This is a genomic window from Pseudomonas quebecensis (assembly GCF_026410085.1).
In the GTDB taxonomy this organism is placed as follows: domain Bacteria; phylum Pseudomonadota; class Gammaproteobacteria; order Pseudomonadales; family Pseudomonadaceae; genus Aquipseudomonas; species Aquipseudomonas quebecensis.
This window is the reverse complement of the sequence record NZ_CP112866.1, coordinates 315,875-341,202: the sequence shown is the minus strand read 5'-3', so window position 1 is coordinate 341,202 and position 25,328 is coordinate 315,875. Positions and strand designations below refer to the sequence as shown.

25 protein-coding genes are annotated in these 25,328 nt (G+C 62.0%); 7 read left to right on the top strand and 18 right to left on the bottom strand.

The window, feature by feature from the left end; translation table 11 throughout:
- Window positions 1-61: 61 nt before the first annotated feature.
- The 4 genes from OSC50_RS01585 to coq7 all read left to right on the top strand — a co-directional run bounded on the left by OSC50_RS01585 (window position 62) and on the right by coq7 (window position 3,026).
- Window positions 62-1,024 carry a DUF805 domain-containing protein gene (locus OSC50_RS01585; RefSeq protein ID WP_266247029.1) on the top strand — a complete coding sequence of 321 codons (963 nt, stop codon included), beginning with the start codon at window positions 62-64 and terminating at the stop codon, window positions 1,022-1,024.
- Window positions 1,025-1,086: 62 nt separating this feature from the next.
- Window positions 1,087-1,875, top strand: coding sequence for an SDR family NAD(P)-dependent oxidoreductase (locus OSC50_RS01580; protein ID WP_266247031.1), 789 nt, complete (start codon window positions 1,087-1,089; stop codon window positions 1,873-1,875).
- 46 nt (window positions 1,876-1,921) lie between these two features.
- Window positions 1,922-2,260 carry a histidine triad nucleotide-binding protein gene (locus tag OSC50_RS01575; RefSeq protein WP_181081909.1) on the top strand — a complete coding sequence of 113 codons (339 nt, stop codon included), beginning with the start codon at window positions 1,922-1,924 and terminating at the stop codon, window positions 2,258-2,260.
- A 118-nt stretch (window positions 2,261-2,378) separates the two neighbouring features.
- On the top strand, window positions 2,379-3,026 hold the full coding sequence (gene coq7 / locus OSC50_RS01570) for a 2-polyprenyl-3-methyl-6-methoxy-1,4-benzoquinone monooxygenase (RefSeq protein ID WP_266247033.1): 648 nt from the start codon (window positions 2,379-2,381) through the stop codon (window positions 3,024-3,026).
- A gap of 60 nt (window positions 3,027-3,086) precedes the next feature.
- Here the strand turns inward: coq7 and OSC50_RS01565 are convergent, their stop codons facing one another.
- Window positions 3,087-3,509 (bottom strand): OsmC family protein, encoded by a 423-nt coding sequence (locus OSC50_RS01565; protein ID WP_009045862.1) that lies wholly within the window; start codon window positions 3,507-3,509, stop codon window positions 3,087-3,089.
- 247 nt (window positions 3,510-3,756) lie between these two features.
- On the opposite strand from OSC50_RS01565, the gene crp reads away from it, so the two are divergent.
- Window positions 3,757-4,401 (top strand): cAMP-activated global transcriptional regulator CRP, encoded by a 645-nt coding sequence (gene crp, locus OSC50_RS01560; protein WP_253509599.1) that lies wholly within the window; start codon window positions 3,757-3,759, stop codon window positions 4,399-4,401.
- Here the strand turns inward: crp and OSC50_RS01555 are convergent.
- The 4 genes from OSC50_RS01555 to OSC50_RS01540 form a co-directional block, all read right to left on the bottom strand.
- On the bottom strand, window positions 4,398-5,090 hold the full coding sequence (locus OSC50_RS01555; RefSeq protein WP_266247042.1) for a lipoate--protein ligase family protein: 693 nt from the start codon (window positions 5,088-5,090) through the stop codon (window positions 4,398-4,400). The genes crp and OSC50_RS01555 overlap by 4 nt on opposite strands.
- Before the next feature lie 142 nt (window positions 5,091-5,232).
- Window positions 5,233-6,069 (bottom strand): indole-3-glycerol phosphate synthase TrpC, encoded by an 837-nt coding sequence (gene trpC, locus OSC50_RS01550; protein WP_266247045.1) that lies wholly within the window; start codon window positions 6,067-6,069, stop codon window positions 5,233-5,235.
- The gene (trpD, locus tag OSC50_RS01545) at window positions 6,066-7,115 is read right to left on the bottom strand and encodes an anthranilate phosphoribosyltransferase (protein WP_253509601.1); all 1,050 of its coding nucleotides are present in this window, start codon (window positions 7,113-7,115) and stop codon (window positions 6,066-6,068) included. Before trpD ends, trpC begins: the two co-directional genes overlap by 4 nt.
- Before the next feature lie 9 nt (window positions 7,116-7,124).
- Window positions 7,125-7,718: an aminodeoxychorismate/anthranilate synthase component II gene (locus OSC50_RS01540; RefSeq protein WP_181080251.1), complete on the bottom strand. Its 594-nt coding sequence runs from the start codon at window positions 7,716-7,718 to the stop codon at window positions 7,125-7,127.
- A gap of 418 nt (window positions 7,719-8,136) precedes the next feature.
- Between OSC50_RS01540 and estP the strand changes: the two genes are divergently transcribed.
- Window positions 8,137-10,059 (top strand): esterase EstP, encoded by a 1,923-nt coding sequence (gene estP / locus OSC50_RS01535; RefSeq protein WP_266247048.1) that lies wholly within the window; start codon window positions 8,137-8,139, stop codon window positions 10,057-10,059.
- Between the two features lie 51 nt (window positions 10,060-10,110).
- On the opposite strand, the gene trpE is transcribed toward estP, so the two are convergent.
- The 10 genes from trpE to OSC50_RS01485 form a co-directional block, all read right to left on the bottom strand.
- Window positions 10,111-11,592, bottom strand: coding sequence for an anthranilate synthase component I (trpE, locus tag OSC50_RS01530; RefSeq protein ID WP_181080249.1), 1,482 nt, complete (start codon window positions 11,590-11,592; stop codon window positions 10,111-10,113).
- A gap of 71 nt (window positions 11,593-11,663) precedes the next feature.
- Complete coding sequence (locus OSC50_RS01525) at window positions 11,664-12,482, bottom strand: phosphoglycolate phosphatase (RefSeq protein WP_181080248.1); 819 nt, start codon at window positions 12,480-12,482, stop codon at window positions 11,664-11,666.
- Window positions 12,479-13,153: a ribulose-phosphate 3-epimerase gene (gene rpe, locus OSC50_RS01520; protein ID WP_181080247.1), complete on the bottom strand. Its 675-nt coding sequence runs from the start codon at window positions 13,151-13,153 to the stop codon at window positions 12,479-12,481. Before rpe ends, OSC50_RS01525 begins: the two co-directional genes overlap by 4 nt.
- Window positions 13,154-13,237: 84 nt before the next feature.
- The gene (locus tag OSC50_RS01515) at window positions 13,238-14,386 is read right to left on the bottom strand and encodes an iron-containing alcohol dehydrogenase (RefSeq protein WP_181080246.1); all 1,149 of its coding nucleotides are present in this window, start codon (window positions 14,384-14,386) and stop codon (window positions 13,238-13,240) included.
- A gap of 139 nt (window positions 14,387-14,525) precedes the next feature.
- Window positions 14,526-15,350: an ABC transporter permease gene (locus tag OSC50_RS01510; protein WP_024077705.1), complete on the bottom strand. Its 825-nt coding sequence runs from the start codon at window positions 15,348-15,350 to the stop codon at window positions 14,526-14,528.
- A 12-nt stretch (window positions 15,351-15,362) separates the two neighbouring features.
- Window positions 15,363-16,610 carry an ABC transporter permease gene (locus tag OSC50_RS01505; RefSeq protein WP_181080245.1) on the bottom strand — a complete coding sequence of 416 codons (1,248 nt, stop codon included), beginning with the start codon at window positions 16,608-16,610 and terminating at the stop codon, window positions 15,363-15,365.
- A gap of 95 nt (window positions 16,611-16,705) precedes the next feature.
- The gene (locus tag OSC50_RS01500) at window positions 16,706-17,746 is read right to left on the bottom strand and encodes an ABC transporter substrate-binding protein (protein ID WP_266247054.1); all 1,041 of its coding nucleotides are present in this window, start codon (window positions 17,744-17,746) and stop codon (window positions 16,706-16,708) included.
- 44 nt (window positions 17,747-17,790) lie between these two features.
- Window positions 17,791-18,903, bottom strand: a complete 1,113-nt coding sequence (locus OSC50_RS01495) for an ABC transporter ATP-binding protein (protein WP_040267156.1) — start codon at window positions 18,901-18,903, stop codon at window positions 17,791-17,793.
- A gap of 225 nt (window positions 18,904-19,128) precedes the next feature.
- Window positions 19,129-19,758, bottom strand: a complete 630-nt coding sequence (locus OSC50_RS01490; RefSeq protein WP_034101058.1) for a response regulator — start codon at window positions 19,756-19,758, stop codon at window positions 19,129-19,131.
- Window positions 19,759-19,776: 18 nt separating this feature from the next.
- Complete coding sequence (locus tag OSC50_RS01485) at window positions 19,777-21,771, bottom strand: PAS domain-containing sensor histidine kinase (protein WP_181080243.1); 1,995 nt, start codon at window positions 21,769-21,771, stop codon at window positions 19,777-19,779.
- A gap of 77 nt (window positions 21,772-21,848) precedes the next feature.
- Between OSC50_RS01485 and OSC50_RS01480 the strand changes: the two genes are divergently transcribed.
- Window positions 21,849-22,823: an alpha/beta hydrolase family protein gene (locus OSC50_RS01480; protein WP_253509606.1), complete on the top strand. Its 975-nt coding sequence runs from the start codon at window positions 21,849-21,851 to the stop codon at window positions 22,821-22,823.
- Between the two features lie 28 nt (window positions 22,824-22,851).
- Here OSC50_RS01480 and OSC50_RS01475 read toward each other — a convergent pair whose 3' ends face one another.
- From OSC50_RS01475 to OSC50_RS01465, 3 genes are read right to left on the bottom strand one after another with little or no spacing between them, the layout of a single operon-like run.
- Entirely contained in the window at window positions 22,852-23,619 is a 768-nt protein-coding gene (locus tag OSC50_RS01475; RefSeq protein WP_266247062.1) for a TerB family tellurite resistance protein, read from the bottom strand.
- Between the two features lies 1 nt (window position 23,620).
- The gene (gene murU / locus OSC50_RS01470; protein WP_266247064.1) at window positions 23,621-24,295 is read right to left on the bottom strand and encodes an N-acetylmuramate alpha-1-phosphate uridylyltransferase MurU; all 675 of its coding nucleotides are present in this window, start codon (window positions 24,293-24,295) and stop codon (window positions 23,621-23,623) included.
- A complete protein-coding gene (locus OSC50_RS01465) occupies window positions 24,292-25,317 on the bottom strand; it encodes an aminoglycoside phosphotransferase family protein (protein WP_181080239.1) in 1,026 nt (341 codons plus the stop codon). Before OSC50_RS01465 ends, murU begins: the two co-directional genes overlap by 4 nt.
- Between the last annotated feature and the right edge of the window lie 11 nt (window positions 25,318-25,328).

Sequence of the window (25,328 nt, the reverse complement as noted above, 5' to 3'; positions counted from 1 at the left end):
AAGGCCTGCCGATTGCGCAGGCTTGCACTCCCCCCAATGTTTGACAGACAAGGATGCCCGCATGAGCGACAACCGTTTCAAGATTGTGTTTGATGGAGCCTTGCTCCCGGGTGTCGAAAGCACCACGGCCAAGCTGAACCTGGCCGAGCTGTTCAAGAGCGACGTCGAGGCGATCGAAAAGCTCTTTACCGGCCGCACGGTCGCACTTAAACGTGACCTGTCACGCCCGGACGCCGAGACCTACCTCACCGCACTGAAGAACGCCGGCGTCGATGCACGTATCGAAGCCGAGCAACCGGTGGCCTTCAGCCTTGCCGAAACCCACGAGACCACTGCCGGCACCACGGACTTCTCCACCCCGGCCGCATCGCCGTATGCGCCGCCACGGGCTGCCGTCGGTGAAAACCTGCCGGAATACGCCACCCTCAAAGTGTTCACCATCAATGGGCGTATCGGTCGCCTGCGGTACCTGGCATGGACGCTGGTACTGACCGTTGCAATGATCGTGGCAGCCGGCATCCTGAGCACCGTGGGCTTCGCCATCGCCACCGCCTCGCCGACCCTTGCCATCATCGTCGGTTCGCTGCTGGGCCTTGCGCTGTTCGTGGCGCTCGTTGTCGTAAGCGTGCAAATCGGTGTGCAGCGTCTGCACGACCTGGGCTGGTCCGGTTGGTTGTACCTGCTCAACCTGGTCCCGCTGGTCAACAGCATTTTCCCCTTGCTGCTGCTGGTAATGCCGGGCAATGCGGGCGCCAACCAGTACGGCGCGCCGCCGCCGCGCAACTCCACCGCAGTCAAGGTGCTGGCGTCACTGTGGCTGGCGTTCATTCCGTTGATACTGATCATCGTGGTGACCCTGGGGATGAACGGCTACCTCGATCAACTCGAGAGCAACGTCGACAGCAGCTACGAAAGCAGTTCCATGACGTACGACGAAGACGCCGACCAGAGCGGGACCGTCCAGGAAGACGACACGCAAAGTGCTGACGAAGCGGCCGACCCTGTAGACTCTCCGGATCAGTAAAGAAACGCTTCGGGCCGGTGGTGCCGCCATCACCGGCCCGGGACGTTGCGATGGAGAAACGCATGACCCGTTACGCTCTGATCACCGGTGCCTCCAGCGGCATCGGCCTGGCTTTGGCCGAAGCACTGGCCCGACGCGGCCGCAGCTTGATTCTGGTGGCCCGCCAGCGTGATCAGTTGGAAAGCATCGCCCTCGAATTGACCCAACGCTTTGGCGTAGAAGTGCTGTTTCGCGCGTGTGACCTGGGCGAGCCTCTGCGCTTGTCCGGGTTTCTGCTGGAGCTGGAAGAAGGCGAGCGGCAGATCGACCTGCTGGTGAACTGCGCCGGCATCGGCACCAGCGGGCCATTCCTGGCCCAGGACTGGATGACCGAGCAGGACCTGATCGAAGTCAACATCCTTGCCCTGACCCGGATGTGCCATGCCCTGGGGAATGCCATGGCGCTGCACGGCGGCGGGCAGATCCTCAACGTTGCCTCGATCGCGGCCTTCCAGCCTGGCCCATGGATGAGCAGTTACTACGCAAGCAAGGCATACGTGCTGCATTTTTCCGAAAGCCTGCGCGAAGAGCTCAAGACCTGCGGCATCAAGGTATCGGTATTGTGTCCGGGGCCGACGCGCACCGCATTCTTCAGCACCGCGCAAATGGACACCGCCAAGCTCGAGCGCAGCGACCTGCTGATGAGCCCGGAAGAAGTCGCGCTCTACACCGTGCGAGCACTGGAAAAGAACAAAGCCATCATCATCCCGGGGCGGCGCAACCGCTGGTTGGCATTCAGCCCACGTTTCAGCCCACGCTGGCTGACACGCAAGATCGCCGGCGCCATCAACAAAGCCTATTGCCCACGCTGATCGCCTGAGTACACTCACCCTGACCTTTCATCATGGAGAAACCGCTGTGGATACTCTGTTCACCAAGATCATCAACAGAGAAATACCCGCGAAGATCATTTACGAAGATGATCAAGTTTTAGCCTTCCACGACATCGCCCCACAAGCACCGGTGCATTTTCTGGTGATTCCCAAGAAACCGATCCGTACCTTGAACGACCTGACCGAGGACGATAAAGGCCTGGCCGGCCATATCCTGTTTACAGCCCAGCGCCTGGCCCTGGAGCTGGGTTGCGAAGAAGGTTTCCGCGTGGTCATGAACTGCAATGAGATGGGCGGACAAACCGTTTATCACATCCACATGCACGTTCTGGGTCAGCGCCAGATGAACTGGCCGCCGGGCTGATAAGTCCGCAGGGTCGAAGCCAACGCTGGAGGCTGCGACCCTATGCCCTTGACTCAGGGCAAACGCTCTCTCCTCTCTTGCGGTAAACTGGCCGCCGAGATTCTTCCCGGAGGTCAGCATGACAACCCAACGTCACTACTCGCCGATTGACCGTCTGCTGCTGCAAGCCGATACGGCCATGCGTACGCTGTTGCCCTTCAGCGGGCAGCCTTACCGCCCATCGCCCGCCCTGCTGCAGCCCGATGTGCAGATGAACGAGACCGACACCCGTCACGTCGCAGGCCTGATGCGCATCAACCATACCGGCGAAGTGTGTGCCCAGGCGCTGTACCAGGGACAGGCCCTGACCGCCAAGCTGCCGCACGTGCGCGCGGCCATGGAGCATGCGGCGGAGGAAGAAATCGACCATCTGGCGTGGTGCGAGCAGCGCATCCGCCAATTGGGCAGCCACCCAAGCGTGCTGAACCCGCTGTTCTACGGTTTGTCGTTTGGTATCGGCGCCGTGGCCGGGCTGGTCAGCGATAAGGTCAGCCTCGGTTTCGTCGCCGCGACGGAACATCAGGTGTGCAAGCACTTGGACGAACACCTGGAGCAATTGCCCAGTGAAGACGACAAGTCCCGTGCGATTCTTGAACAGATGCGCATCGACGAAGAACACCACGCCGAAAGCGCGCTGGACGCCGGCGGCTTTCGTTTCCCGGCACCGGTACGCTTGGGCATGAGCCTGCTGGCCAAGGTCATGACCAAAAGTACGTACCGCATCTGATCCGACCTGCCGGTACAAAAAAGGGCGCTCAAAGCGCCCTTTTCTTTTGCCGAGTGTTGATCAGCCCAACTCGACAATCTCGTAGTCATGGGTAATGGCCACACCGGCCGCGCCCAGCATGATCGATGCCGAGCAGTATTTCTCAGCCGACAACTCGATGGCGCGCTTGACCTGGGCTTCTTTAAGACCGCGCCCCTTCACCACGAAATGCATATGGATCTTGGTGAATACCTTCGGATCTTCAGTGGCGCGCTCGGCGTCCAGGAAGGCTTCGCAGCTTTCCACGGCCTGGCGGGATTTCTTCAGGATACTGACGACGTCGAAATTGCTGCAACCGCCTACACCCAGCAGGAGCATTTCCATCGGGCGTACACCCAGGTTACGACCACCGGCTTCCGGCGGGCCATCCATGACCACCACATGGCCACTGCCCGACTCACCGAGGAACATGGCTTCGCCCGCCCATTGGATGCGTGCCTTCATCGCCCAGACTCCACTGCTTAAAAAGGGTCGCCAGCTTAGCACAGGGCCCGATCACGGCAGTGCATCCCATCAAAGTGATAGATAACGGGGCGTTGCCCAGTAAATTCCCTGATCGAGTCAGAATGCCTCTGTTAAGCTGGCGCCAAATCGATGGCTCATTGCCACACTTTATCCAGCCCGTATCTGTGCCGATACCGCTGCATACAACAACGCCAACCCCCTTGCGACGCCTTTTCGGGATACAACCATGGTTGCCCTTACTCCCATACCCAAGATCAAGAACCTCGACAAGCTGCTGATGCATTGCCAGCGCCGACGCTACCCGGCCAAGCACAACATCATCTGCGCCGGCGAGCGCTCCGAAACGCTGTTCTTTATCGTCAAGGGTTCCGTCACCATTCTGATCGAGGATGAGGACGGTAGGGAGATGATCATCGCCTACCTCAACACCGGAGACTTTTTCGGCGAGTTGGGCCTGTTCGAACAAGCAGGTAAGGAGCAGGAGCGCAGCGCCTGGGTGCGCGCGAAGGTAGAGTGCGACGTGGCCGAGATCAGCTACGCCAAATTCCGCGAACTGGCCCAGCACGATCCCGACATTCTGTACGCCCTCAGCGGCCAGATTGCTCAGCGCCTGCGCGATACCACGCGCAAGGTCGGCGACCTGGCGTTCTTCGATGTCACCGGCCGGGTGGCCCGCTGCCTGCTGGAGCTGTGCAAGCAGCCGGACGCCATGACCCACCCCGACGGCATGCAGATCAAGGTCACGCGCCAGGAAATCGGGCGCATTGTCGGCTGTTCGCGGGAGATGGTCGGGCGCGTGCTCAAAGACCTGGAGGAGCGCAACCTGGTGCACGTCAAAGGCAAGACGATGGTGGTGTTCGGTACTCGTTAGGCCAGGATGCCGGCCAGCATCTGGCGGTACAAGATATCCAATCGGCTGATGGCGTCCGGTGCCGGGAACGCTTCGTGCAGGGCGATATGGCTGTCGGCGCGCACTCGCTGCTCCAGACCACAGGCCTGGTTGAAGCGGTTGACCGCCGCAATCAGTGCTTCACGATCGTTCTCCAGTAACAACGCTCCATGCACCAACCCCACCGCGCGACCGCCGCTCTGACGCCAGCGTTGGGCGGTGCCGACCATTTTGCGGCCATTGAGGTTGACGTTGTAACGGCCGTCGCAGAATGCCCCATCGATCTCGCCGACCGAGGCATCGCCGCCCAACTCGATCAACAGATCGCAAATCGGCTGGCATAAACGCAGGTAACCGGTCTCGATGCGGTTCTGGTCGCCTTCGCTGCGTGGCGGCGCGTAGACCAGTGCGATGTTGACCGTAGCCGCCGATTGCGGCACAGGCTCGCCGCCGGTTTCGCGCAAGAGCACCGGCCAACCGGCATCCGCAGACACGCGACTGGCGACATCGAAAGCAGGCAATCTGCTCAAACGGCGTGGCATCACCAATGCCTGGTCACTGGGCTGCCAGAACAACAACCCAAACCCCTGCTCACCCGCGCAAACGGCGGCCAGTAAGGCTTGCTCGGCGGCAAGGCCTGCTTCAACACGCATCGACACTGGCTGGATCAATGAGCACCTACCTATCTGAATAAACACAAACCCGAATGTGAGAGGGGCTTGCCCCCGATAGCGGTATGTCAGTCAAGGATGCTCCAACTGAATCGCCGCCATCGGGAGCAAGCCCCCTGCCACACTTGGATCGCATTTCAAATCAATCGAGCGTGGAACCACTGACCGGCACGCCGCGCTCCGGGAAGAACAAGCGCTGCAATTCAGCCCCTGGATTTTCCGCGCGCATAAACGCCTCGCCGACCAGGAACGAATACACGTCGCTGATTTCCATCAGTTCCACGTCGGCACGGTTGAGGATGCCACTCTCCGTGACCACCAAACGGTCGCGCGGGATACGCGGCAGCAGGTCGAGAGTGGTCTCCAGGCTGACCTCGAAAGTGTGCAGGTTTCGGTTGTTGACGCCTATGAGCGGTGTGTCGAGGGTTTTCAGGGCGCGTTCCAGCTCATCGCCATCGTGCACCTCCACCAATACATCCAGGCCGACGCGTTTGGCCACGGCGGCCAGTTCGGCCATCTTCACGTCATCCAGTGCGGAAACGATCAGCAGTACACAGTCGGCACCCAAGGCACGGGCTTCGACGATCTGGTACGGGTCGACCATGAAATCCTTGCGGATCACCGGCAACTTGCATGCGGCGCGAGCCTGCTGCAGGAACAGATCGGCGCCCTGGAAATAGTCAATATCGGTGAGCACCGACAGACACGTCGCCCCGCCCTTTTCATAGCTCACGGCGATCTCGGCCGGCACAAAATGCTCACGGATCACGCCTTTGCTCGGCGAAGCTTTTTTGATCTCCGCGATCACCGCCGGCTGCTTCTTTTTAGCCTGCTCCAGCAGGGCCTTGGCGAACCCTCGCGGCGCGTCAGCCAGCTTGGCTTGGTCTTCCAGTTCAGCCAGGCTGACGCGGGCACGGCGCTCGGCGACTTCTTCGGCCTTGCGGGCCAGGATCTTTTCCAGAACGGTCGGCACACTCATCCTTCATTCTCCATCTTGAATACGGCAGTGAATGCTCCCAGCTCCTCGAGTTTCTCGCGGGCCAGACCGGTGTGCAGTGCATCGTGAGCCAACTCGACACCTTCTTTAAGACTATAGGCATGGTCCGCTGCGTAAAGTGCCGCGCCAGCATTCAGAACAATCATCTCCGCAGCCTTTTGACCGTTTTCGGTCTTACGGCGCCCCAAGGCATCACGAATCAATTCAAGGGAGGCGGCCGGGCTTTCCACCGCCAGGCCATGCAGGCTCTGGCTCTTCATCCCCAGGTCCTCAGGCTCTACCCAATATTCGGTGACCTGATCATTCTTGAGCTCTGCGACAAAAGTCGGCGCGGCCAGGCTGAACTCGTCCAGACCGTCCTTGGAGTGCACCACCAGCACGTGCTTGCTGCCCAGACGCTGCAACACTTCGGCCAATGGTCGGCACAGTGCCTGGCTGAACACACCCACCACCTGGTGCTTCACGCCGGCCGGATTCGTAAGCGGGCCGAGCATGTTGAACAGCGTGCGCAGGCCCAGGTCTTTACGCGGGCCGGCCGCGTGTTTCATCGCACCGTGGTGAGACTGGGCAAACATAAAGCCGATGCCGACGTTATCGATGCAGCGCGCCACTTGCACCGGCGTCAGGTTCAGGTAGATACCGGCCGCTTCCAGCAGGTCGGCACTGCCGCTCTTGCCGGACACCGCACGGTTACCATGCTTGGCCACGGTGCAACCCGCCGCCGCGACGACAAAAGAAGCAGCCGTCGATACGTTGAAGATGTTCGCCCCATCGCCGCCGGTGCCCACCACATCGACCACGCCGTCGAGGGTCTTGAGTTCGACCTTGTCCGCCAGCTCGCGCATCACCGACACAGCGCCGACAATCTCGTCGATACTCTCGCTCTTCATGCGCATCGCCATCATGAAAGCGCCGATCTGCGCGTCGGTGCATTGACCGGTCATGATCTCGCGCATCACATCGCTCATTTCGGCGGTGCTCAGGTCCAGATGGCCGACGATACGGCTCAGGGCAGTCTTGATATCCATGGAAAGTCCTTAGCGCGTGCCGCCGCTCTGCTTGAGAAAGTTGGCGAACAGCTCGTAGCCCTGCTCGGTCAGGATCGACTCGGGGTGAAATTGCACCCCCTCGATATTCAATGTCTTGTGGCGCAGGCCCATGATTTCATCGACGCTGCCGTCTTCCAGCTGGGTCCAGGCGGTCAGTTCAAGGCACTCAGGCAAGGTTTCGCGCTTGACCACCAGCGAGTGGTAGCGAGTGACCGTTACGGGCAGATTCAAGCCCTGGAAAACGCCCACGTTGTTATGGAACACTGGGCTGGTCTTGCCGTGCATCACCTGGCGCGCGCGCACCACATCGCCGCCGAAGGCCTGGCCAATGGACTGATGGCCCAGGCACACGCCGAGGATCGGCAGCTTGCCGGCAAAATACTTGATCACGTCGAGGGAAACACCCGCCTCGGTCGGTGTGCACGGCCCCGGCGACACCACAATGCGCTCGGGGTTAAGTGCCGCGATGTCGGCCACGGTGAGCTCGTCGTTGCGCACCACTTTGACCTCGGCACCCAGCTCGCCCAGGTACTGCACAACGTTGTAGGTAAAGGAGTCGTAGTTATCAATCATCAGCAACATGGGAGCAAACACCTCTGGAATTCACTGATTTCTAGCCACGGCCTTCAAGGGGATACCCGCTGCCAGGCGCACGTTCCGGTTGCCGGCGTCGCAGGCAAGGGGCGTCAAACAGAGGGTGAAGAAGGCCAAACGGTACAGGTCCGGCGGAGCCGGTGGAGAAAAAGTCAGGCGCGCCAACGCCAACGGGCGTGTGCCTTGACGACTCGCATTAAGAGTTTGCTGATGATCAACACGGGAAGGGTCTCGTCCATACGTTCAGGCACAGTAACGTAGCCTCGGCAGCGGTGCAATATGGAGCAGCAAATACTGGGTGCGCGACGCAGAGCATGCAGGAAAAAACGGTTTTCATTGAAGGCAACCCTTACTACATTGCTCATGTTTCGTCGCCTTCACAAAAACAACTAAATGGATTTTCGCTATGTTCAGACCCACGGTATTCGCCCCTCTCGCCGGCTGCCTGCTGTCACTGGCCTGTGCCCAGGCGCTTGCAGCGCCAGCGCCGTACTCAACCATGGTGGTGTTCGGCGATAGCCTGGCCGATGCCGGCACATTCCCCGACGGCTCCACCGGCGCCACATTGCGCTTTACCAACCGCACCGGTCCGACGTTCCAAGGCGATTTCGGCCTGGTTTCATCGACCCTGCTCGGTTCACGGCTGGGCGTGCCCACCCACGATCTGAATGCCTCCACCTCCCCCGTTCGGGCCGCCCAGGGCCTGCCGGACGGGAACAACTGGGCCGTGGGCGGCTACCGTACCGACAACATCCTGGACTCCATCACCTCGGTCTCCAACGCCACGATCCCGCCCAACAACCCGGGTGGCGGCACCGTGCTGCGCAGTCGACAGGGCTACCTGCCGGCAAACGGCGGGCGCGCAGACCCGAACGCACTGTATTTTCTGTCCGGTGGAGGTAATGACTTCCTGCAAGGGCGCGTCCTCAGCCCAAGCCAGGCCGCAGCCGCGGGCGGGCGTCTGGCCGACAGCGCGGACGCCCTGCAACAGGCCGGTGCGCGCTACATCATGGTGTGGATGCTGCCCGACCTGGGTTTGACTCCGGCCCTCAACGGCACGCCGCTGCAGGCCTCGAGTTCGGCGCTGAGTCGCGTGTTCAACCAGGCGCTGGTGCAGCGATTGTCACGTGTCGATGCCCAAGTAATCCCGCTGAACATCCCACTGCTGCTTCAGGAAACTTTCGCCGACCCTGGCCGCTTTGGTCTGGGCATCGGGCAAAACCTCACAGGAACGTGCTTCAGCGGCAGCGGCTGTACCGCCAATCCCACCTATGGCCTCGGCGGCAGTGCCCCGGACCCGACCAAGCTCATTTACAACGATTCCGTCCACCCCACCATCGCCGGGCAACGACTGATCGCCGACTACGCCTATTCGCTGCTGGCCGCACCCTGGGAGCTGACCTTGCTGCCGGAAATGGCCCAAGGGACATTGCGCGCGCATCAGGACGAACTGCGTAACCAATGGCAAGGCGACAACGGCGCGTGGCAAGCCATCGGCCAGTGGCGCGCGATCGTAGCCGCGGGCGGCCAACGCCTGGACTTCGACGAGCAAAACCACTCGGCCGGCGCCGACGGCAGCGGCTACAACCTCAATATCGGTGGCAGCTATCGGCTCGATGAAGCCTGGCGCGTCGGCGTCGCGGCGGGTTTGTACCGCCAGACTCTGGAAGCAGGCGCCAGCGATTCGGACTACAAGCTCAACAGCTACATGGGCAGCGCATTCGCTCAGTATCAATACAACCACTGGTGGGCCGACACCGCGCTGACCGCCGGCAAGCTGGATTTCGACAGCCTCAAGCGCAAGTTCGCCCTGGGCGTCAGCGAAGGCGCCGAGAAAGGCGACACCGATGGCTGGCTGTGGGCCTTGAGTGGCCGCCTGGGCTATGACATCGCCGCACCGGGCAGCGAATGGCACCTGTCGCCGTTCGTCAGCGCCGACTATGCGCGAGTTCACGTCGATGGCTACGCAGAGAAGGGCAACCGCTCAACTGCCTTGACGTTCGCCGATCAACAGCGCGACTCCAAACGTCTCGGCGTCGGCCTGCAGGGCAGCTACCGCGTGACGCCACTCACCCAGGTTTTCGGCGAAGTGGCCCGCGAACATGAGTTCGAAAACGACACCCAGAAGGTAAAGATTTCGCTCAACAGCGTGCAGGGGATCGATTTCAAACTGGATGGCTACACGCCGCGCAGCAATTCGGACCGCTTGAGCCTGGGGGTCAGCCATAGACTGACCCAGGAGCTGGCGCTGAAGGCCGCGTATAACGTGAGAAAGGATGACAACCTGACCCAGCAAGGGGTCAGCGTCGGTGTCAGCCTGGACTTCTGACGCGTGCGAACCAATGTGGGACGGTGCCCCGTTCCCACATTGTGGCCGCCATCAATCCTGCGGGGTCTGTTCGGCCAACGCCACGGCGCGGAACATCGCGCGGCGCTTGTTCAAGGTTTCCTCCCATTCGAGGGCCGGCACCGAGTCGGCGACAATGCCGCCACCGGCCTGAACGTGCAGCTCCCCGTCCTTAATCACCGCAGTGCGGATCGCAATCGCGGTATCCATGTTGCCGTTCCAGGCGAAATACCCTACCGCACCGCCATACACACCACGCTTGACCGGCTCCAGCTCGTCGATGATTTCCATCGCCCGAATCTTCGGCGCACCCGACAACGTACCCGCCGGCAGAATCGCCCGCAGTGCGTCCATTGCGGTGAGCCCGGCTTTCAACTCGCCGGTGACGTTGGACACAATGTGCATCACGTTGGAATAGCGCTCGATCACCATCTTCTCGGTGAGCTTGACCGAGCCGATTTCCGAGACACGCCCGGTGTCGTTGCGGCCCAGGTCGATCAGCATCAGGTGCTCGGCGATTTCCTTGTCGTCGCTCAGCAGGTCTTCCTCCAGCGCCAGGTCCGCTTCTTCGGTCGCGCCGCGCGGGCGGGTACCGGCGATCGGGCGCACGGTGATCAGGTTGTCTTCGACACGCACCAGCACTTCCGGCGAACTGCCCACCACGTGGAAGTCGCCGAAGTTGAAGAAGTACATGTACGGCGTCGGGTTGAAGCAGCGCAGCGCCCGGTACAGGTCAATGGGGGCAGCCTTGAAATCGATGGACATGCGTTGCGACGGCACCACTTGCATGCAGTCACCGGCGAGGATGTATTCCTTGATGGTGTCGACCGCGCGCTCGTAGTCATTCTGGGTAAAGCTGGAGCGGAACACCGGGTCGGCCGCCGGCGGACGGCTCAGGTCCAGGCCGCGGCGCGGGGTGATCGGTTGGCGCAGCTTTTCCAGCAGCGCTTCAAGGCTGGCCAGGCCTTGCTCGAACGCGTCAGGCTGGGACGGGTCGGCGAGGACAATGGCGTGCATCTTGCCGGCCAGGTTGTCGAACACCACCACTGCGTCGGAGACCATCAGCAGGATGTCCGGTACGCCCAGGGGATCCGGGTTCGGGCACTTGCCCAGGCGTTGCTCCACATAGCGCACGCAGTCGTAGCCGAAATAGCCCACCAGGCCACCGTTAAAACGTGGCAGGCCGGCAATGGTCGGCACGTTATAGCGCGCCTTGAACGCCTCGACGAAGGCCAGCGGGTCTTCTACATCATGGCTTTCGATCTCGACACCATCATGGGTGATGCTGACGTGGTGGTCATACACCCGCAGCACGGTGCGGCACGGCAGGCCGATGATCGAGTAACGGCCCCACTTCTCGCCGCCCTGTACCGATTCCAACAGATAGGAATTAGGCTGGTCGGCCAGCTTCAGGTAGATCGACAGCGGCGTATCGAAGTCGGCCAGGGTTTCGCAGGCCAGGGGAATGCGGTTATAGCCGGCAGCGGCCAAACGCAGGAATTCTTCACGGTTCATGAGGTGCCTCGTGGTGTGAGGGTCTGACGGTCAGGTAGGCAAAACGTGCCGCAGGGCGCGGCCAGGATCGGTCAGGCGCGCCAACGCCAGCGGGCCAGGGCCTTCATGACTTTCATCCAGAGCTTGCGAGTGACCACCACGATGGCATTTCCAGAAGGGGACGGATCAAGGTCGGGCAACGTTATCTCAGCGCCCGCTCCCAGGCAACCGGGGATTAACCGTCGCAGGTCATCGATCACCAGCGCCGGCGATTCTTCAGCAATCGGCCGACCATGGTTGTAGCCGTAACTGAGCGCCACACACTGCACGCCCGCCGCCTTGGCCGCCAGCACGTCACTGCGCGAATCGCCGACGAACAACGACTGGGAGGCCGGGATATTGGCCATTTTCATCACAAAAAACAGCGCCGCCGGGTCTGGCTTCTTCTGCGGCAAGGTATCGCCGCCGATGATCCAGCGGAAATAACGACCGATTTTCATCTGGTCCAGCAACGGCGCGACAAAGCGCTCCGGTTTGTTGGTGATCAGGGCCATTTCCACGCCCTGTTTGCTCAACCATTTGAGGGTGTCCCGCACGCCGGGGTAGACCACGGTCAGCTCGTGGCCGCCTTCATACGCTTCGTTGAACAATTCCAGCGCCCGCTCGGCCTCGACGTCATCGACACCTTCGGCATCGATGTGATTGGCCAGGGCGCGGCGCACCAGCATCTGCGCGCCGTTGCCGACCCATTCGCGCACAGCCTCAATGCCCACCGGCTTGCGCCCCAGCTTGAGCAGCATCTGGTCCACCGCCGCCGCCAGGTCGGGCACCGAATCGATCAACGTACCGTCCAGATCGAACATCACCAGCCGTGGCAATTTGCCGGGGAACAACTGCTCAAAGCCGCTCATGGACGCGCCAGCGCCAGTTCGGCGCGCATCGTGGCGATGACGTCCTGATAGTCCGGGGCGTTGAAGATCGCCGAGCCGGCCACAAACGTGTCGGCGCCGGCGGCGGCGATTTCGCGAATGTTGTTGACGTTAACTCCACCGTCGATTTCCAGGCGGATATCACGCCCCGACGCATCGATCAGCGCGCGGGCTTCGCGCAGCTTGTCGAGGGTGCCGGGGATGAACTTCTGCCCGCCGAAGCCTGGGTTGACGCTCATCAGCAACACCATGTCGACCTTGTCCATTACGTACTTGAGCACGTCCAGCGGCGTGGCCGGGTTGAACACCAGGCCGGCCTTGCAGCCGCCTTCGCGGATCAACTGCAGAGTGCGATCCACATGCAGCGAGGCTTCCGGGTGAAAGGTGATGTACGTGGCGCCGGCGTCGACGAAGTCGCCGATGATGCGATCCACCGGGCTGACCATCAGGTGCGCGTCGATCGGCGCGGTGATGCCGTACTTGCGCAGCGCCGCGCAGACCATCGGGCCGATGGTGAGGTTGGGCACATAGTGGTTGTCCATGACATCGAAATGGACAAAGTCGGCACCGGCGGCCAATACCTTGTCCACTTCTTCGCCCAGGCGGGCGAAGTCGGCGGAGAGAATCGATGGGGCAATGACGAAGGGCTGCATGACACACCTTTTCTGAGCTAAATCACGATGGCGCGCATTGTATACCTCATGCTTTGCCGCGCGCACCGTGACCTGGCTCAATGGCTAGTAGGCGGCCCGGTAGATTTTCTCGATGTCGGCCGCGCTGAGCTTGCGCGGGTTGTTGCGCATCAGGCGCTCGATACCTGCCGCCTCGGCCGCCATGGCGGGGATGGCATCCTCGGTCACTCCGAAATTGCGCAGCCCGGAGGGAATCTCCACATCCGCGCACAGGCGCGTCATCGCGTCGACGGCCCGGTCGGCGGCCTCAGTGACGCTCAAGCCTGCCACTTCTACCCCCATCGCCTCGGCGATGTCGCGCATGCGTTCGACACACGCCAACTTGTTCCAGTGCATCACATAGGGCAGCAGCAACGAATTGCTCACGCCGTGTCCGACGTTGTAGCGCCCACCCAGCGGATAGGCCAGCGCATGCACGGCACCCACGCCGGCGTTGCCGAAAGCCATCCCGGCCATAAGACTGGCGGTGGCCATATCATCGCGCGCCTGCAGGTTGGCCGGATTGGCGTAGGCCTTGGGCAGCGCGTTGACGATCAGTTTGATCGCGCCAATGGCCAGCGCATCGGTGATCGGCGAGGCGTTGAGCGACAAGTAGGATTCGATCGCGTGCACCAGCGCGTCCACACCACTGGCGGCGGTGACGCTGCGCGGGCACGTCAGGGTCATCTGCGGGCTGATCAGCGCGACATCCGGCAACAGGTAGTCGCTGACGATGCCTTTTTTAAGCTGGGCGACCTTGTCGGAGAGGATCGCCACATTGGTCACCTCCGAACCGGTGCCGGCGGTGGTGGGAATTGCAATCAGCGGCGGGCCTTTGCGCGGCACCTGGTCGACGCCGAACAAGTCTTGCAGCGCACCGTGGTAACCGGCATAGGCGGCCACGCTTTTGGCAATGTCGATGGCGCTGCCGCCGCCCACGCCGATCAAGCCGTCGTGCCCACCGTCACGGTACGCCTGCATGCAATCCTCGACGATGGCAATCTCGGGGTCGGGCTTCACGCGGTCGAAAATCTCGTAGCTGCGCTCGCCCAAATGTTCAAGCGCCAGCGCCACCGTGCCGGACTGGACCAGTGCAGCATCGGTGACGATCAGCGGATTATCCACATCCAGGCGCGTCAGCTCGGCGGCCAATTGCTCGATGGCACCGGCGCCGGTCAGTAGTTTGTGGGCGATCTTGAATGAGGAAGTACTCATGTGCGCGGCCTCTTTTTAATGGATGGGCTGGCACAAGAGTAGCTGACTGAAACAGGTTGTCTTCCATTCAGCGGCTGAATGGTCAAGGAACCTAAGTGGGAGGGGCAGGCCTCTCCCGCAGTTTGATCTGTATTGACCTTTAAACCTGGGCGGTGCGCAGTTTCTCGCTACGCCCGCGCAACCACTCCAGGGTCAGCAACAGCAGCACCGAGAAGGCAATCAGCAACGTCGCCGCTGCCGCGATGGTGGGGCTGAGGTTTTCGCGAATGCCGCTGAACATCTGGCGAGGCAAGGTCGCTTGCTCGGGCCCGGCGAGAAACAGCGTCACCACCACCTCATCGAACGAGGTGGCAAAGGCAAACAGCGCCCCGGAGATCACCCCCGGCGCGATCAACGGTAATGTCACCCGGCGAAACGCCGTCAACGGCGAAGCCCCCAGGCTGGCCGCCGCGCGCACCAGGTTATGGTTGAACCCCTGCAAAGTGGCGGACACGGTGATGATCACGAACGGCACACCCAGCACCGCATGCACCACGATCAGCGAGAAGAAACTGTTGCCCAGGCCCAACGGCGCGAAGAACAGGTAGCTGGCCACGCCGATGATCACCACCGGCACCACCATCGGCGAAATTACCAGGGCCATCACCAGCGCCTTGCCGGGGAAGTGTCCACGGGTCAGCCCGATGGCCGCCAGGGTGCCGAATACCATGGCCAGCACCGTGGCCGCCGGGGCGACGATGATGCTGTTTTTCAGCGCGCGCATCCATTCCGCCGAAGCGAAGAAATCCTGGTACCAGTGCAGGGAGAAGCCTTGCAGCGGGTACACCAGAAAACTGCCGCTGTTGAACGACAACGGGATGATCACCAGCACGGGCAGTATCAGAAACAACAGGATCAGGCCGCAGAGAATCCGCAAGCTGTAAAACCACACCCGTTCCACCGGTGACATATAAGGGCTCAGCATCGCAACGTCTCCTCAGCTCAGGCGCAGGCGGCTGGCGCCTACCAGCCGGTTGTAGATCAGGTACAGCAAAACCGTCGCCAGCAGCAGCAGGCCGCCCAGTGCCGTGGCCATGCCCCAGTTGATGCTGGTGTTGGTATAGAAGGCCACGAAGTAGCTGACCATCTGGTCGTTCGGGCTGCCCAGCAGCGCCGGGGTGATGTAGTAACCAATCGCCAGGATGAACACCAGCAGGCAACCGGCGCCGACGCCGGCGTAGGTCTGCGGAAAGTACACGCGCCAGAAACTGCTGAACGGATGGCAGCCCAGGGAAATCGCCGCACGCATGTAGGTCGGCGAGATGCCCTTCATCACGCTGTAGATCGGCAGAATCATGAACGGCAGCAGGATATGCACCATCGAGATATAGACTCCGGTGCGGTTGAACACCAGCTCCAGAGGCTTATCGATCAAGCCCATGCTCAACAGCGCGCTGTTGATCAGGCCACCGGATTGCAGCAGCACGATCCATGCCGCCACCCGCACCAGGATCGAGGTCCAGAACGGCAGCAGCACCAGGATCATCAGCAGGTTGCTTTTGCGCGCCGGCAGATTGGCCAGCAAGTAGGCCAACGGATACGCCAGCAGCAAACAAATGGCGGTGATCACCAGACCCATCCAGAAGGTGCGAGCGAAGATATCCAGATAGATCGCCTGGTCTGGAGTGGCCGGCGCCACTTCGCCGAGGTCGTCGATACGGTGATCCACGGCCGCCAGCAGGTAAAAAGGCGTGACGCTGCTGGTATTGCGCCGGATCGCCTGCCAGTACGCCGGGTCGCCCCAGCGCTCATCAAGGTTTTCCAGCGCTTCTTTATAAGAGGCGGGCGCGTCGGTAAACGGCAGCGCCCGCGCGGTTTTAGTCAGCAGGCTGCGATAGCCGGCCAGTTCCATGTTCAAGCGCTTGGACAGATCGCCCAGGGTCTGGTTTTTGCGCGCCTCGCCCAAGTCTTCGCTGAGGGCCTGGTACACCGGCTCACCCGGCAGGCCACGCCCGTCCCACGCCTTCACCGCCACCACGGTACGCGGCAAACCGCCCACCACTTCCGGGTTGCCGACGCTTTTGTAGAGCAGCGCAACAATCGGCACCAGGAACACCAGCAGCAAAAACAGCACCAGCGGCGCAATCAAAGCCTGGGCTTTCCAGCGATTGAGCCGCTCCGCACGCGCCAGGCGCTGCTTGAGGGTGGGGCTGTCGACCTCGTTAGAGGGAACGGCGATGGCCATGGCTGACTCCGAAACTTGAAAATGAATGCAATCTCTCACACACAAGAAATCCCCTGTGGGAGTGGGCTTGCCCCCTCCCACAGGGTTATGCGGTGTTACTTGGCAGCCCAGGAATTGAAGCGCTGCTCAAGCTGCTCGCCGTTATCCGCCCAGAAGCTCACGTCGATCTGCACCTGGTTGGCGATGTTTTCCGGGGTGGTCGGCATGTCCTTGAGGATGTCCTTGGCCAGCAGCGGGACGGCTTGGGTATTGGCCGGGCCGTAGGCGATGTTTTCCGAGTAGGTCTTCTGCTGCTGCGGCGCGACCGAGAAAGCGATGAATTTCTTCGCCGCTTCGGCACGGTCCTTGGCCAGGCCTTTTGGAATGGCCCAGGCGTCGAAGTCGTAGATACCGCCGTTCCACACCACTTTCAGGTTGCTTTCTTTCTGCACGGCGGCGATGCGACCGTTGTAGGCCGAGCTCATCACCACGTCACCGGAGGCCAGGTACTGCGGCGGTTGAGCGCCGGCTTCCCACCATTGAATCGACGGTTTGAGTTCATCGAGTTTCTTGAACGCACGATCCTGGCCATCTTTGCCGGCCAGCACTTTGTAGACGTCCTTCGGCGCAACGCCGTCGGCCATCAGCGCGAATTCCAGGGTGTATTTGGCGCCTTTGCGCAGGCCGCGCTTGCCCGGGAATTTCTTGGTGTCCCAGAAATCCGCCCAGCTGGTTGGCGCCGAAGTCAGTTTGTCAGCGTTGTAGGCGAGCACCGTCGACCATACGAAGAAGCCCACCCCGCACGGCTGGATCGCGCCCTTCACGTAGTCGGCGGTGTTGTCAAACAGTTTCGGGTCCAGGGGCTCGAACATGTCTTCGTCACAGCCACGGGACAGTTCCGGCGACTCCACCTCCACCAGGTCCCAGGACACGCTCTTGGTGTCAACCATGGCTTTGACCTTGGCCATTTCACCGTTGTATTCACCGGCAACGATCTTGCCGTTGCCTGCGCTTTCCCACGGTGCGTAGAAGGCCTTGACCTGCGCCGCCTTGTTCGCGCCGCCGAACGACACGACGGTCAGGTCCGGGCCGGCCATGGCATGCGTTGCGCCCATCAAGCCAATTGCCAGGGCCGAATACTTCAGGGATCTCAACATTGTTGTTCTCTCCACGTGCAGGGTTGGTGAAGCCATGGGGGCGATCAATTCGCCTCTAGAAGTGGGTCGAGTGCGCGAACGTGCTCGACTTGCCAGCCAATCGGTACCACGTCGCCGACGGCCAGGGCTGGGTCCAGCTCGGCGATCGGTTGTTTCACAAAAAAATCAGTCTTGCCGCAGACTTCCAGGCGCACGCGCACGTGGTCGCCCAGGTAGATGAACTCCGCCACGCGCCCCGAGAAGCGATTGACGCAGCTTTCGCTGGAGCCATTGAGGCTGACGCGTTCCGGGCGCACCGACAGCGTCACCGGGCCGCCGACCTGGCCGACGTTCACCGCCAGCGCCTCGACCTTCTCGCCCCGCGCCAGCTCAACCACGCAACGTTCGCCGCTGCGGCTGTGCAGGCGGCCGTTGAGACGGTTGTTTTCGCCAATGAAGTTAGCCACGAAGGTGTTCTTCGGCTCTTCATACAGGGTGCGCGGCGCGGCGATCTGCTGGATCTCGCCCTGGTGGAACACCGCCACGCGGTCGGACATGGTCAAGGCTTCGCCCTGGTCGTGGGTCACGTACACCACGGTCACCCCGAGGCGCTGGTGCAGGTGCTTGATCTCCATCTGCATGTGTTCGCGCAGTTGCTTGTCGAGTGCGCCGAGGGGTTCGTCCATCAGCACCAGTTGCGGTTCGAACACCAGCGCCCGGGCCAAGGCCACGCGCTGTTGCTGACCGCCGGAGAGCTGCGCCGGGTAGCGCTGGGCGAAGGCGTCGAGCTGGACCATGCTGAGCACGCGCTTGACGCGCTCGCTGATGTCGGTCTTGCTCAAACCGCGCACCGACAATGGGAATGCGAGGTTCTCGGCAACGGTCATGTGTGGGAACAACGCGTAATTCTGGAACACCATGCCGATATCGCGCTTATGCGGCGGCACGTTGTTAATGGAGCGCCCGGCCAGCTGGATTTCACCGGCGGTCGGCGTTTCGAAACCCGCGAGCATCATCAGGCTGGTGGTCTTGCCCGAGCCGGAAGGCCCAAGCAAGGTGAGGAACTCGCCCTTGCGAATCTCCAGGTTGAGGTCTTTGACGATCAGGTTCTCGCCGTCGTAGCTTTTCTGCACGCCACGAAAGCTGACCAGCACATCATTTGAATCCACCTCGCTCATACCCGCACCTTTTATTTTGGACTGCTGTGGCACAAGCGTAGTCCAGGCGCGAAGCCCCGGAAATCGGGGGCCAGGAGAGAATCACATCAGCCGGTTGGAAGGTTGGGGGTAGGGATCGCCCTACACCGATGGCGGGCACCGGACAGTGCGGCGGCAAGACCCCCGCTGCAAGCGGCAAGAATGGGTGCGGCGCGGTTTTGCGGGGTGTCGCAAATAGATATGCCGCTACAGAAGCTTGTGTTCCATGGCGTACCGCACCAGCTCGGCCAGGGAGGTGATATTAAGCTTCTGCATCAGGCGCGCCTTGTGGGTGCTGATGGTCTTGCTGCTGAGGGCCAGTTGCTGGGCGATGTCATTGACATTGGCGCCCTGCGCCAGGCGTTCGAACACCGAGAACTCGCGCTCCGAAAGCAATGAATGCAGGGGGCGGGCATCGGTGAGGCCGACTTCGAAGACCATCCGGTCGGCCAGGTCAGGGTCGATATAACGCCCGCCGGCCGCCACCTTGCGAATCGCCGTGAGCAGCAACGCCGGATCACTGTCCTTGGTGGCGTAGCCGGCGGCGCCGACCTTCAAGGCCCGCGCGGCCATCTGCGCTTCGTCATGCATCGACAGCACCAGGATCGCCGGCGGGTTGTTCAATGCACGAATCCGCGCAATCGCTTCCAGGCCATTGACGCCGGGCATTGAGATGTCCAGCAGCACCACCTCACAGGCGACGTGGCGCAGCGTCTCCAATAACTGCTCGCCATTGCTCGCCTCCCCCACCACCTGCAGGTCTTTGGCCAGGCCGATCAATTGCTTGATGCCTTCACGGACGATGGTGTGGTCTTCGGCTACCAGTACACGTATCACAAGGGCTTCCTCTTATTGTCAGGCATCCAACGGCACCGTCACGCTCAGGGTGGTGCCCTCCCCCTGCTCGCTGTGCAGGCTCAGTTGGCCGCCCATGATCAACACCCGCTCGCGCATGCCGACCAGGCCGAACGAGGTCGCTCGACCTTGGGCCGGAACGAAGCCGACACCGTCGTCACTGATGGTCAGGCGCAGGTCGGCGCCTTCGATCGCCAGGCTCAGTTCCACAGTATGCGCCTGGGCATGGCGCATCACATTGGTCAGTGCCTCTTGCAGGATGCGAAACAGGCCGACGGCCTTGGCGTCGCTCAGCGCCGGCAGGTTATCCGGCACTTGCACCAGGCAAGGAATGTGCGTGCGCGCTTCGAAGCGCCGGGCCTGCCACTCGATGGCCGAGGCAATGCCTGCGTCGAGAATCGGCGGGCGCAACGCGGTAGCCACGTCGCGCACCAGTTGGAACAGCTGAGCGATCAGGCGCTTCATGCTGTTCAAGCGCTCATGCAGGCCGGGGTCCAACTGCGCGTAGGCCAGCTCGCACATGGAGGTTTCCAGCTTGAGCACGGTGAGCATCTGCCCGAGTTCGTCGTGTACTTCCCGGGCGATGCGGGCCTTTTCTTCTTCGCGCACGGTTTCCAGGTGGGCCGACAGCTCGCGCAGTTGCGCCTCGCTTTGCAACAGGGCGGCCAGGGTGCGGCGCAGTTCGGTGACGTCGTTGAGGTAGACCACCAGGTATTCGGCGTCGGCAAAGCGTACAAAACTCAAGGAGACGTTAGCCGGCAGGATGCTGCCATCGGCGCGCACACAATCGGTGGCGAAATTCTGCGGCCCCTCTTCGCTGGCCCGCGCGCGCTTCCACAGGTTGAGCCAGCGGTCCATGTCCAGCGTGGGGTCAAGGTCGACCAGCGGTCGCTCGATCAAAGCGCCGGGGCCATAACCGAGCATGGTCTCGGCCGCCCGGTTGGCATAGCGTACATGGCTGTCCCAGTTGACCCAGAGAATGCCGACAGTGCTTTGATCGATGGAAAACTGCGTCAACCGTAACGCCTGGGCACCGGCGGCGCGGGCGGCGCTTTCTTCACGGGCGGCCAGCAGATCGTGTTCCAGCTGGCGCTGGTGGCGGCGCTGCCAGACCACCACCGCCAGGCTGGCGAGCAGCAGCAGGCCCAGCAACAGGCTGAGGTTTTGCCACAGCCCGGGAGATTGCGACAGCCGAGGGTATTGGGGCTGCAGCCAACGGGTGTGCAGTTGGTCCAGGTCACGGGCGGGGATGGCGCGCAGCGCGCTTTCCATGATGCCGGCCAGCTGCGGCCATTCGCGGCGGGTGGCCACGCGCAAGAGTTGCGGCAGGCCGATATCGCCCACCACCGCCAGCCCGGCGAATTCCGCCTCCGCTGATAAACGGCTCAGTTGCGCTTCATCCACCACGGCGTAGCGCGCCTGCTGGCTGACCAGCAACTGCAGGGCCTGACGCTCCATGGGCACGCCTTGCAGATTCAGATTGGGGTACGTGCTGCGCAGGTAATCGGCCACGGCGCTGGGCATGCGCACCGCGACGCGAGATTGATCATCGAGTTTTTCCAGCTCCACCGCACCGCCGCCCTCGCGAATGCCGACCACACGCTGGGGCACGCGCATGTAGGGGTCGCTGAACAACCACAGGCGCAGGCCGGCCGGGGTTTGCTGCAGGCCGGGCGCGATGTCCACTTCACCTTCGCGCACAGCCTCTTCGAGCTGCTCCTGAGAGGGAAAATTGCGCCAGGTCAGCTCGATATTCAGCGCCTTGGCCAGCCACTGCATCAACTCAACGTTGGCCCCGGACAAGCGCTGCAGGCGCCGATCGTATTGCGCATAAGGCGCTTGCAGCACCACACCCACTCGCAGTTCCGGGTGCGCCGCCAGCCATTCGCGCTGCTGCGCGGTCAACTGCGCCGGCCCGACGGCAGACGCGGGAGCGGCGTTTGCCATCAAGGCAACGCACCAACAGCCGATAACCAGCAGACAGCGAAAACCCATGATCCACGTCTCACATCACTGACAAATACTGACCAACCCATTAGGCTGCTGGAATCACTTCTGGCCGGGAATTAACGATGCCCTTTCACCACCGCTCGGCACTGCCAGCATTGTGCCTGTCGCTGCTTTTTACCAGTGCCTTTTCCGTACAGGCCGCTGACGCTCCCGCGCCAGAAGCCGAAAAGCCCGTGGAACGCCAACCTCTGCCCGAACGCAGCCAGGCAGAGGCCAGCGCTCTGGAACGCAAAATCCCGCAACAGGAGCAACAGCAATTACAGGCCGGCAGCGATTCTTTCCTGGCCCTGTGGAAACCGGCCAACAGCGCCGAACCCGAAGGTCTGGTGATTATCGTACCGGGCGCCGGTGAAAATGCTGACTGGCCGCAGGCAATCGGCCCGTTGCGCCGCAAATTGCCGGACGCCAATTGGGGCAGCCTGAGCCTGTCGTTGCCGGACGTCAGCGTAGACACGCTGCCGCCGCGTGTCATGGAAGCGCCCAACGCCACGGTCGACACCAGCAGCAAGGAAGCCAGCACCGCCGACAAACCCATCGAGCAAGCCGCCAGCGCCGAAGCCGAGGGCACCGACCCTTCGGTGGTTCCGGGTGCCGACGAGCAGGATAAAACCGATGCGTCGCGTATCTTTGATCGCATCGACGCCGCCGTGGCGTTCGCCCAGACCCAGAGCGCACGCAGCGTGGTACTGCTCGGCCATGGCACCGGGGCCTGGTGGGCCGCGCGCTACTTGAGCGAGAAGCAGCCGGCCCAGGTGCAGAAACTGGTCATGGTCGACGCCAAGACACCCCACGGCCGGCAGCCGGATGTGCAGCAACTGGCCCCAGGCTTGAAACTGCCGACCGCCGATGTCTTCTATCAGGATATCCCGCAAGCCAGCAAAAACGCCCTGGCCCGCCTGCAAGCGGCCAAGCGTTTGAAGAATGACGGCTATAAGCAGGTGTCGCTCAAGACCCTGCCCGGCAACAGCGCCGCCGAGCAGGAGCAGCTGTACCGCAGGATCCGCGGCTGGTTAAGCCCCCAGGCCAACACAGATTGAAGAACAGCACTCCCTTGAACGGCGGCGACTAACGAAAATCCCGGCGTTCGCGAATCAATGCGTAGGCGCTATGCAACTCGCGCGTGCGTTCGGTAGCTTCACGCACCTGCGCCGGGCTGGCGCCGGTGCCGGCGATCTTGTCCGGGTGGTGACGGCTGAGCAGGCGGCGATAAGCACGCTTGATCGCCGACGGTTCCGTGGTAGCCGTTACTCCGAGCAGGCGCAAGGCGTCTTGATAACTCGCGCCTCGGTTCGCCAACGGCTTGCGCTCGGGGGTGTAGTCAGCGGCCAGAGCCTTGAGCTGTTGCGGTGTCCAGCCGAGCCAGCGGCCCCATTGATTGATCAGATCGCGCTCCGCATCGTCCGCGCGACCGTCCGCCCAGACCATCCGCCAACACGCTCGCAATACGCCTTCGGCGGCATGGGGTTGAGCCTTGAGCACGCGCAGGTACCTGCGCACACGGTCAGAACCGGACTTGCCCCGGTTGAACGCCGCAATCGCCCGACGCTGGGCCGATGCGCTCATGTCCAGCGCGCGCATCTCTTGCCGCGCCTGCTGGATATGCCCGTCCACCACGCGACCATTGCTCTTGGCCAGCCGCCCCAACAACACAAACAGCAATTCGTCATTGCGTAACGCCGGGCGGCCGCCCAAGCGTTCGCGCAACTGCGCCCAACTGTGCAGTTGCAGGCGACGATCCAGCGCCTGCCCCAACAGCGCCCCTAACAAAGCCCCCGGAATACTGGCAATGGCATAGCCAGCCCCGGCGCCGATCAGCGTCCCTGGCCACAACATGCTACTGCCCCGCTGTGAGCAGGGTTTCGACTTGCGCCAGGCGCTCCAGCGTGCCGACATCAATCCAGCGTCCTGCCATGTGCTCCCCCGTTACCTGACCTTTCGCCATGGCCGCCCGCAACAGCGGCGCCAGCTTGAAGGCACCCGCGCTGCAACCCGCGAACAACTGAGGGTGGAGCACGGAAATGCCACTGAAGGTCAGGTTATCGGCACCGAGCGCCGCATCATGAAGCAGACTGTGATCCAGGTAGAAGTCACCACCCGACGGGTGATGCGCCGGGTTATCGACCATGACCAGGTGCGCCAGGCCCTGGAGCGGCTGCTTGAGCCGGCTGAAGTCGTAATCGGTCCAGATATCGCCATTGACCACCAGGAAGGGTTCGTCTCCTAACAAAGGCAGTGCCTGGAAAATCCCGCCGCCGGTCTCCAGCGGCTCGCCTTCTGGGGAGTAACGGATGCGCAGACCAAATTGCGCGCCGTCGCCCAGGTAGCTTTCGATCTGCTGGCCAAGCCAGGCATGGTTGATCACGATGTCGGTGAAACCGGCCCTGGCCAGCGCCTCCAGGTGATACTCGATCAAGCGTTTGCCGCCGGCCTGCACCAGCGGCTTGGGCGTGTGCAAGGTGAGCGGACGCATCCGCTCGCCTTTGCCGGCGGCCAGGATCATGGCCTTCATACCACCGCCTCCGCGGGCTGGCGCAGGCTGGTCAACAATTCGGAGAGTTCGCTCAGCTCCGAACGCTCAGCCAAGACCGCCTCTATAAAGGCGAAGAAGCGCGGCACGTCCGCCAGATAACGAGGCTTGCCGTCGCGATGGCAAATACGCGCAAAAATACCGATCACCTTGAGGTGGCGCTGCACGCCCATCAGGTCGCTGGCACGCAGGAACTCATTGAAATCCGTCTGCACCGGAATACCCAGTTGCACGGCGCGCTCCCAATAAACACGCTGCCATGCCCGCACACGGGCCTGGGGCCAGCTGAGAAAGGCGTCCTTGAACAGGCAGGTGATGTCGTAGGTGACCGGGCCGTAGACCGCATCCTGGAAATCCAGCACGCCGGGGTTCGGCTCGCTGATCATCAGGTTGCGCGGCATGTAGTCGCGGTGCACCAGCACCTTCGGCTGCGCCAGGGCGCTGTCGATCAACTGGTCGCTGACGCGCTGCCAGAGCGCTTGTTGCTGGGTATCCATGTCGATACCCAGGTGGCGGCGCACGTACCACTCGGGAAACAGTTCCAACTCGCGACGCAGCAGGGCGACGTCGTAACTGGGCAGCGGTGCATCCATTGGCAACTGCTGGAAAGCCAGCAAGGCATCGATGGCGTCGGCGAATAATTGATCGGCGTTGTGCTCGTCGATCACGTCCAGGTAGGTTTTTGTGCCCAGGTCATTGAGCAAAAGAAAGCCTCGCGGCAGATCCTGCGCATAAATTTTTGGAACATTTATGCCCGACGTCGCAAGTAAATGGGCGATATCGACGAAAGGTTTGCAGTTTTCCTGGGGGGGCGGCGCGTCCATTACCACGAAAGTCCGGCCACCGCCCTCCCATCGAAAGTACCGCCTGAAACTCGCGTCGCTGCTGGCCGCGGTCAATGTGGCCGGGGGTACGACGCCCCAGTCCTGAGCGTTGAAAAGGATCGGCAACTGCTCATCCAGCCAGACTTTCAGCTGTTGTAAACGTAGATCTTGCTCGGGCATTACAAGGGTCT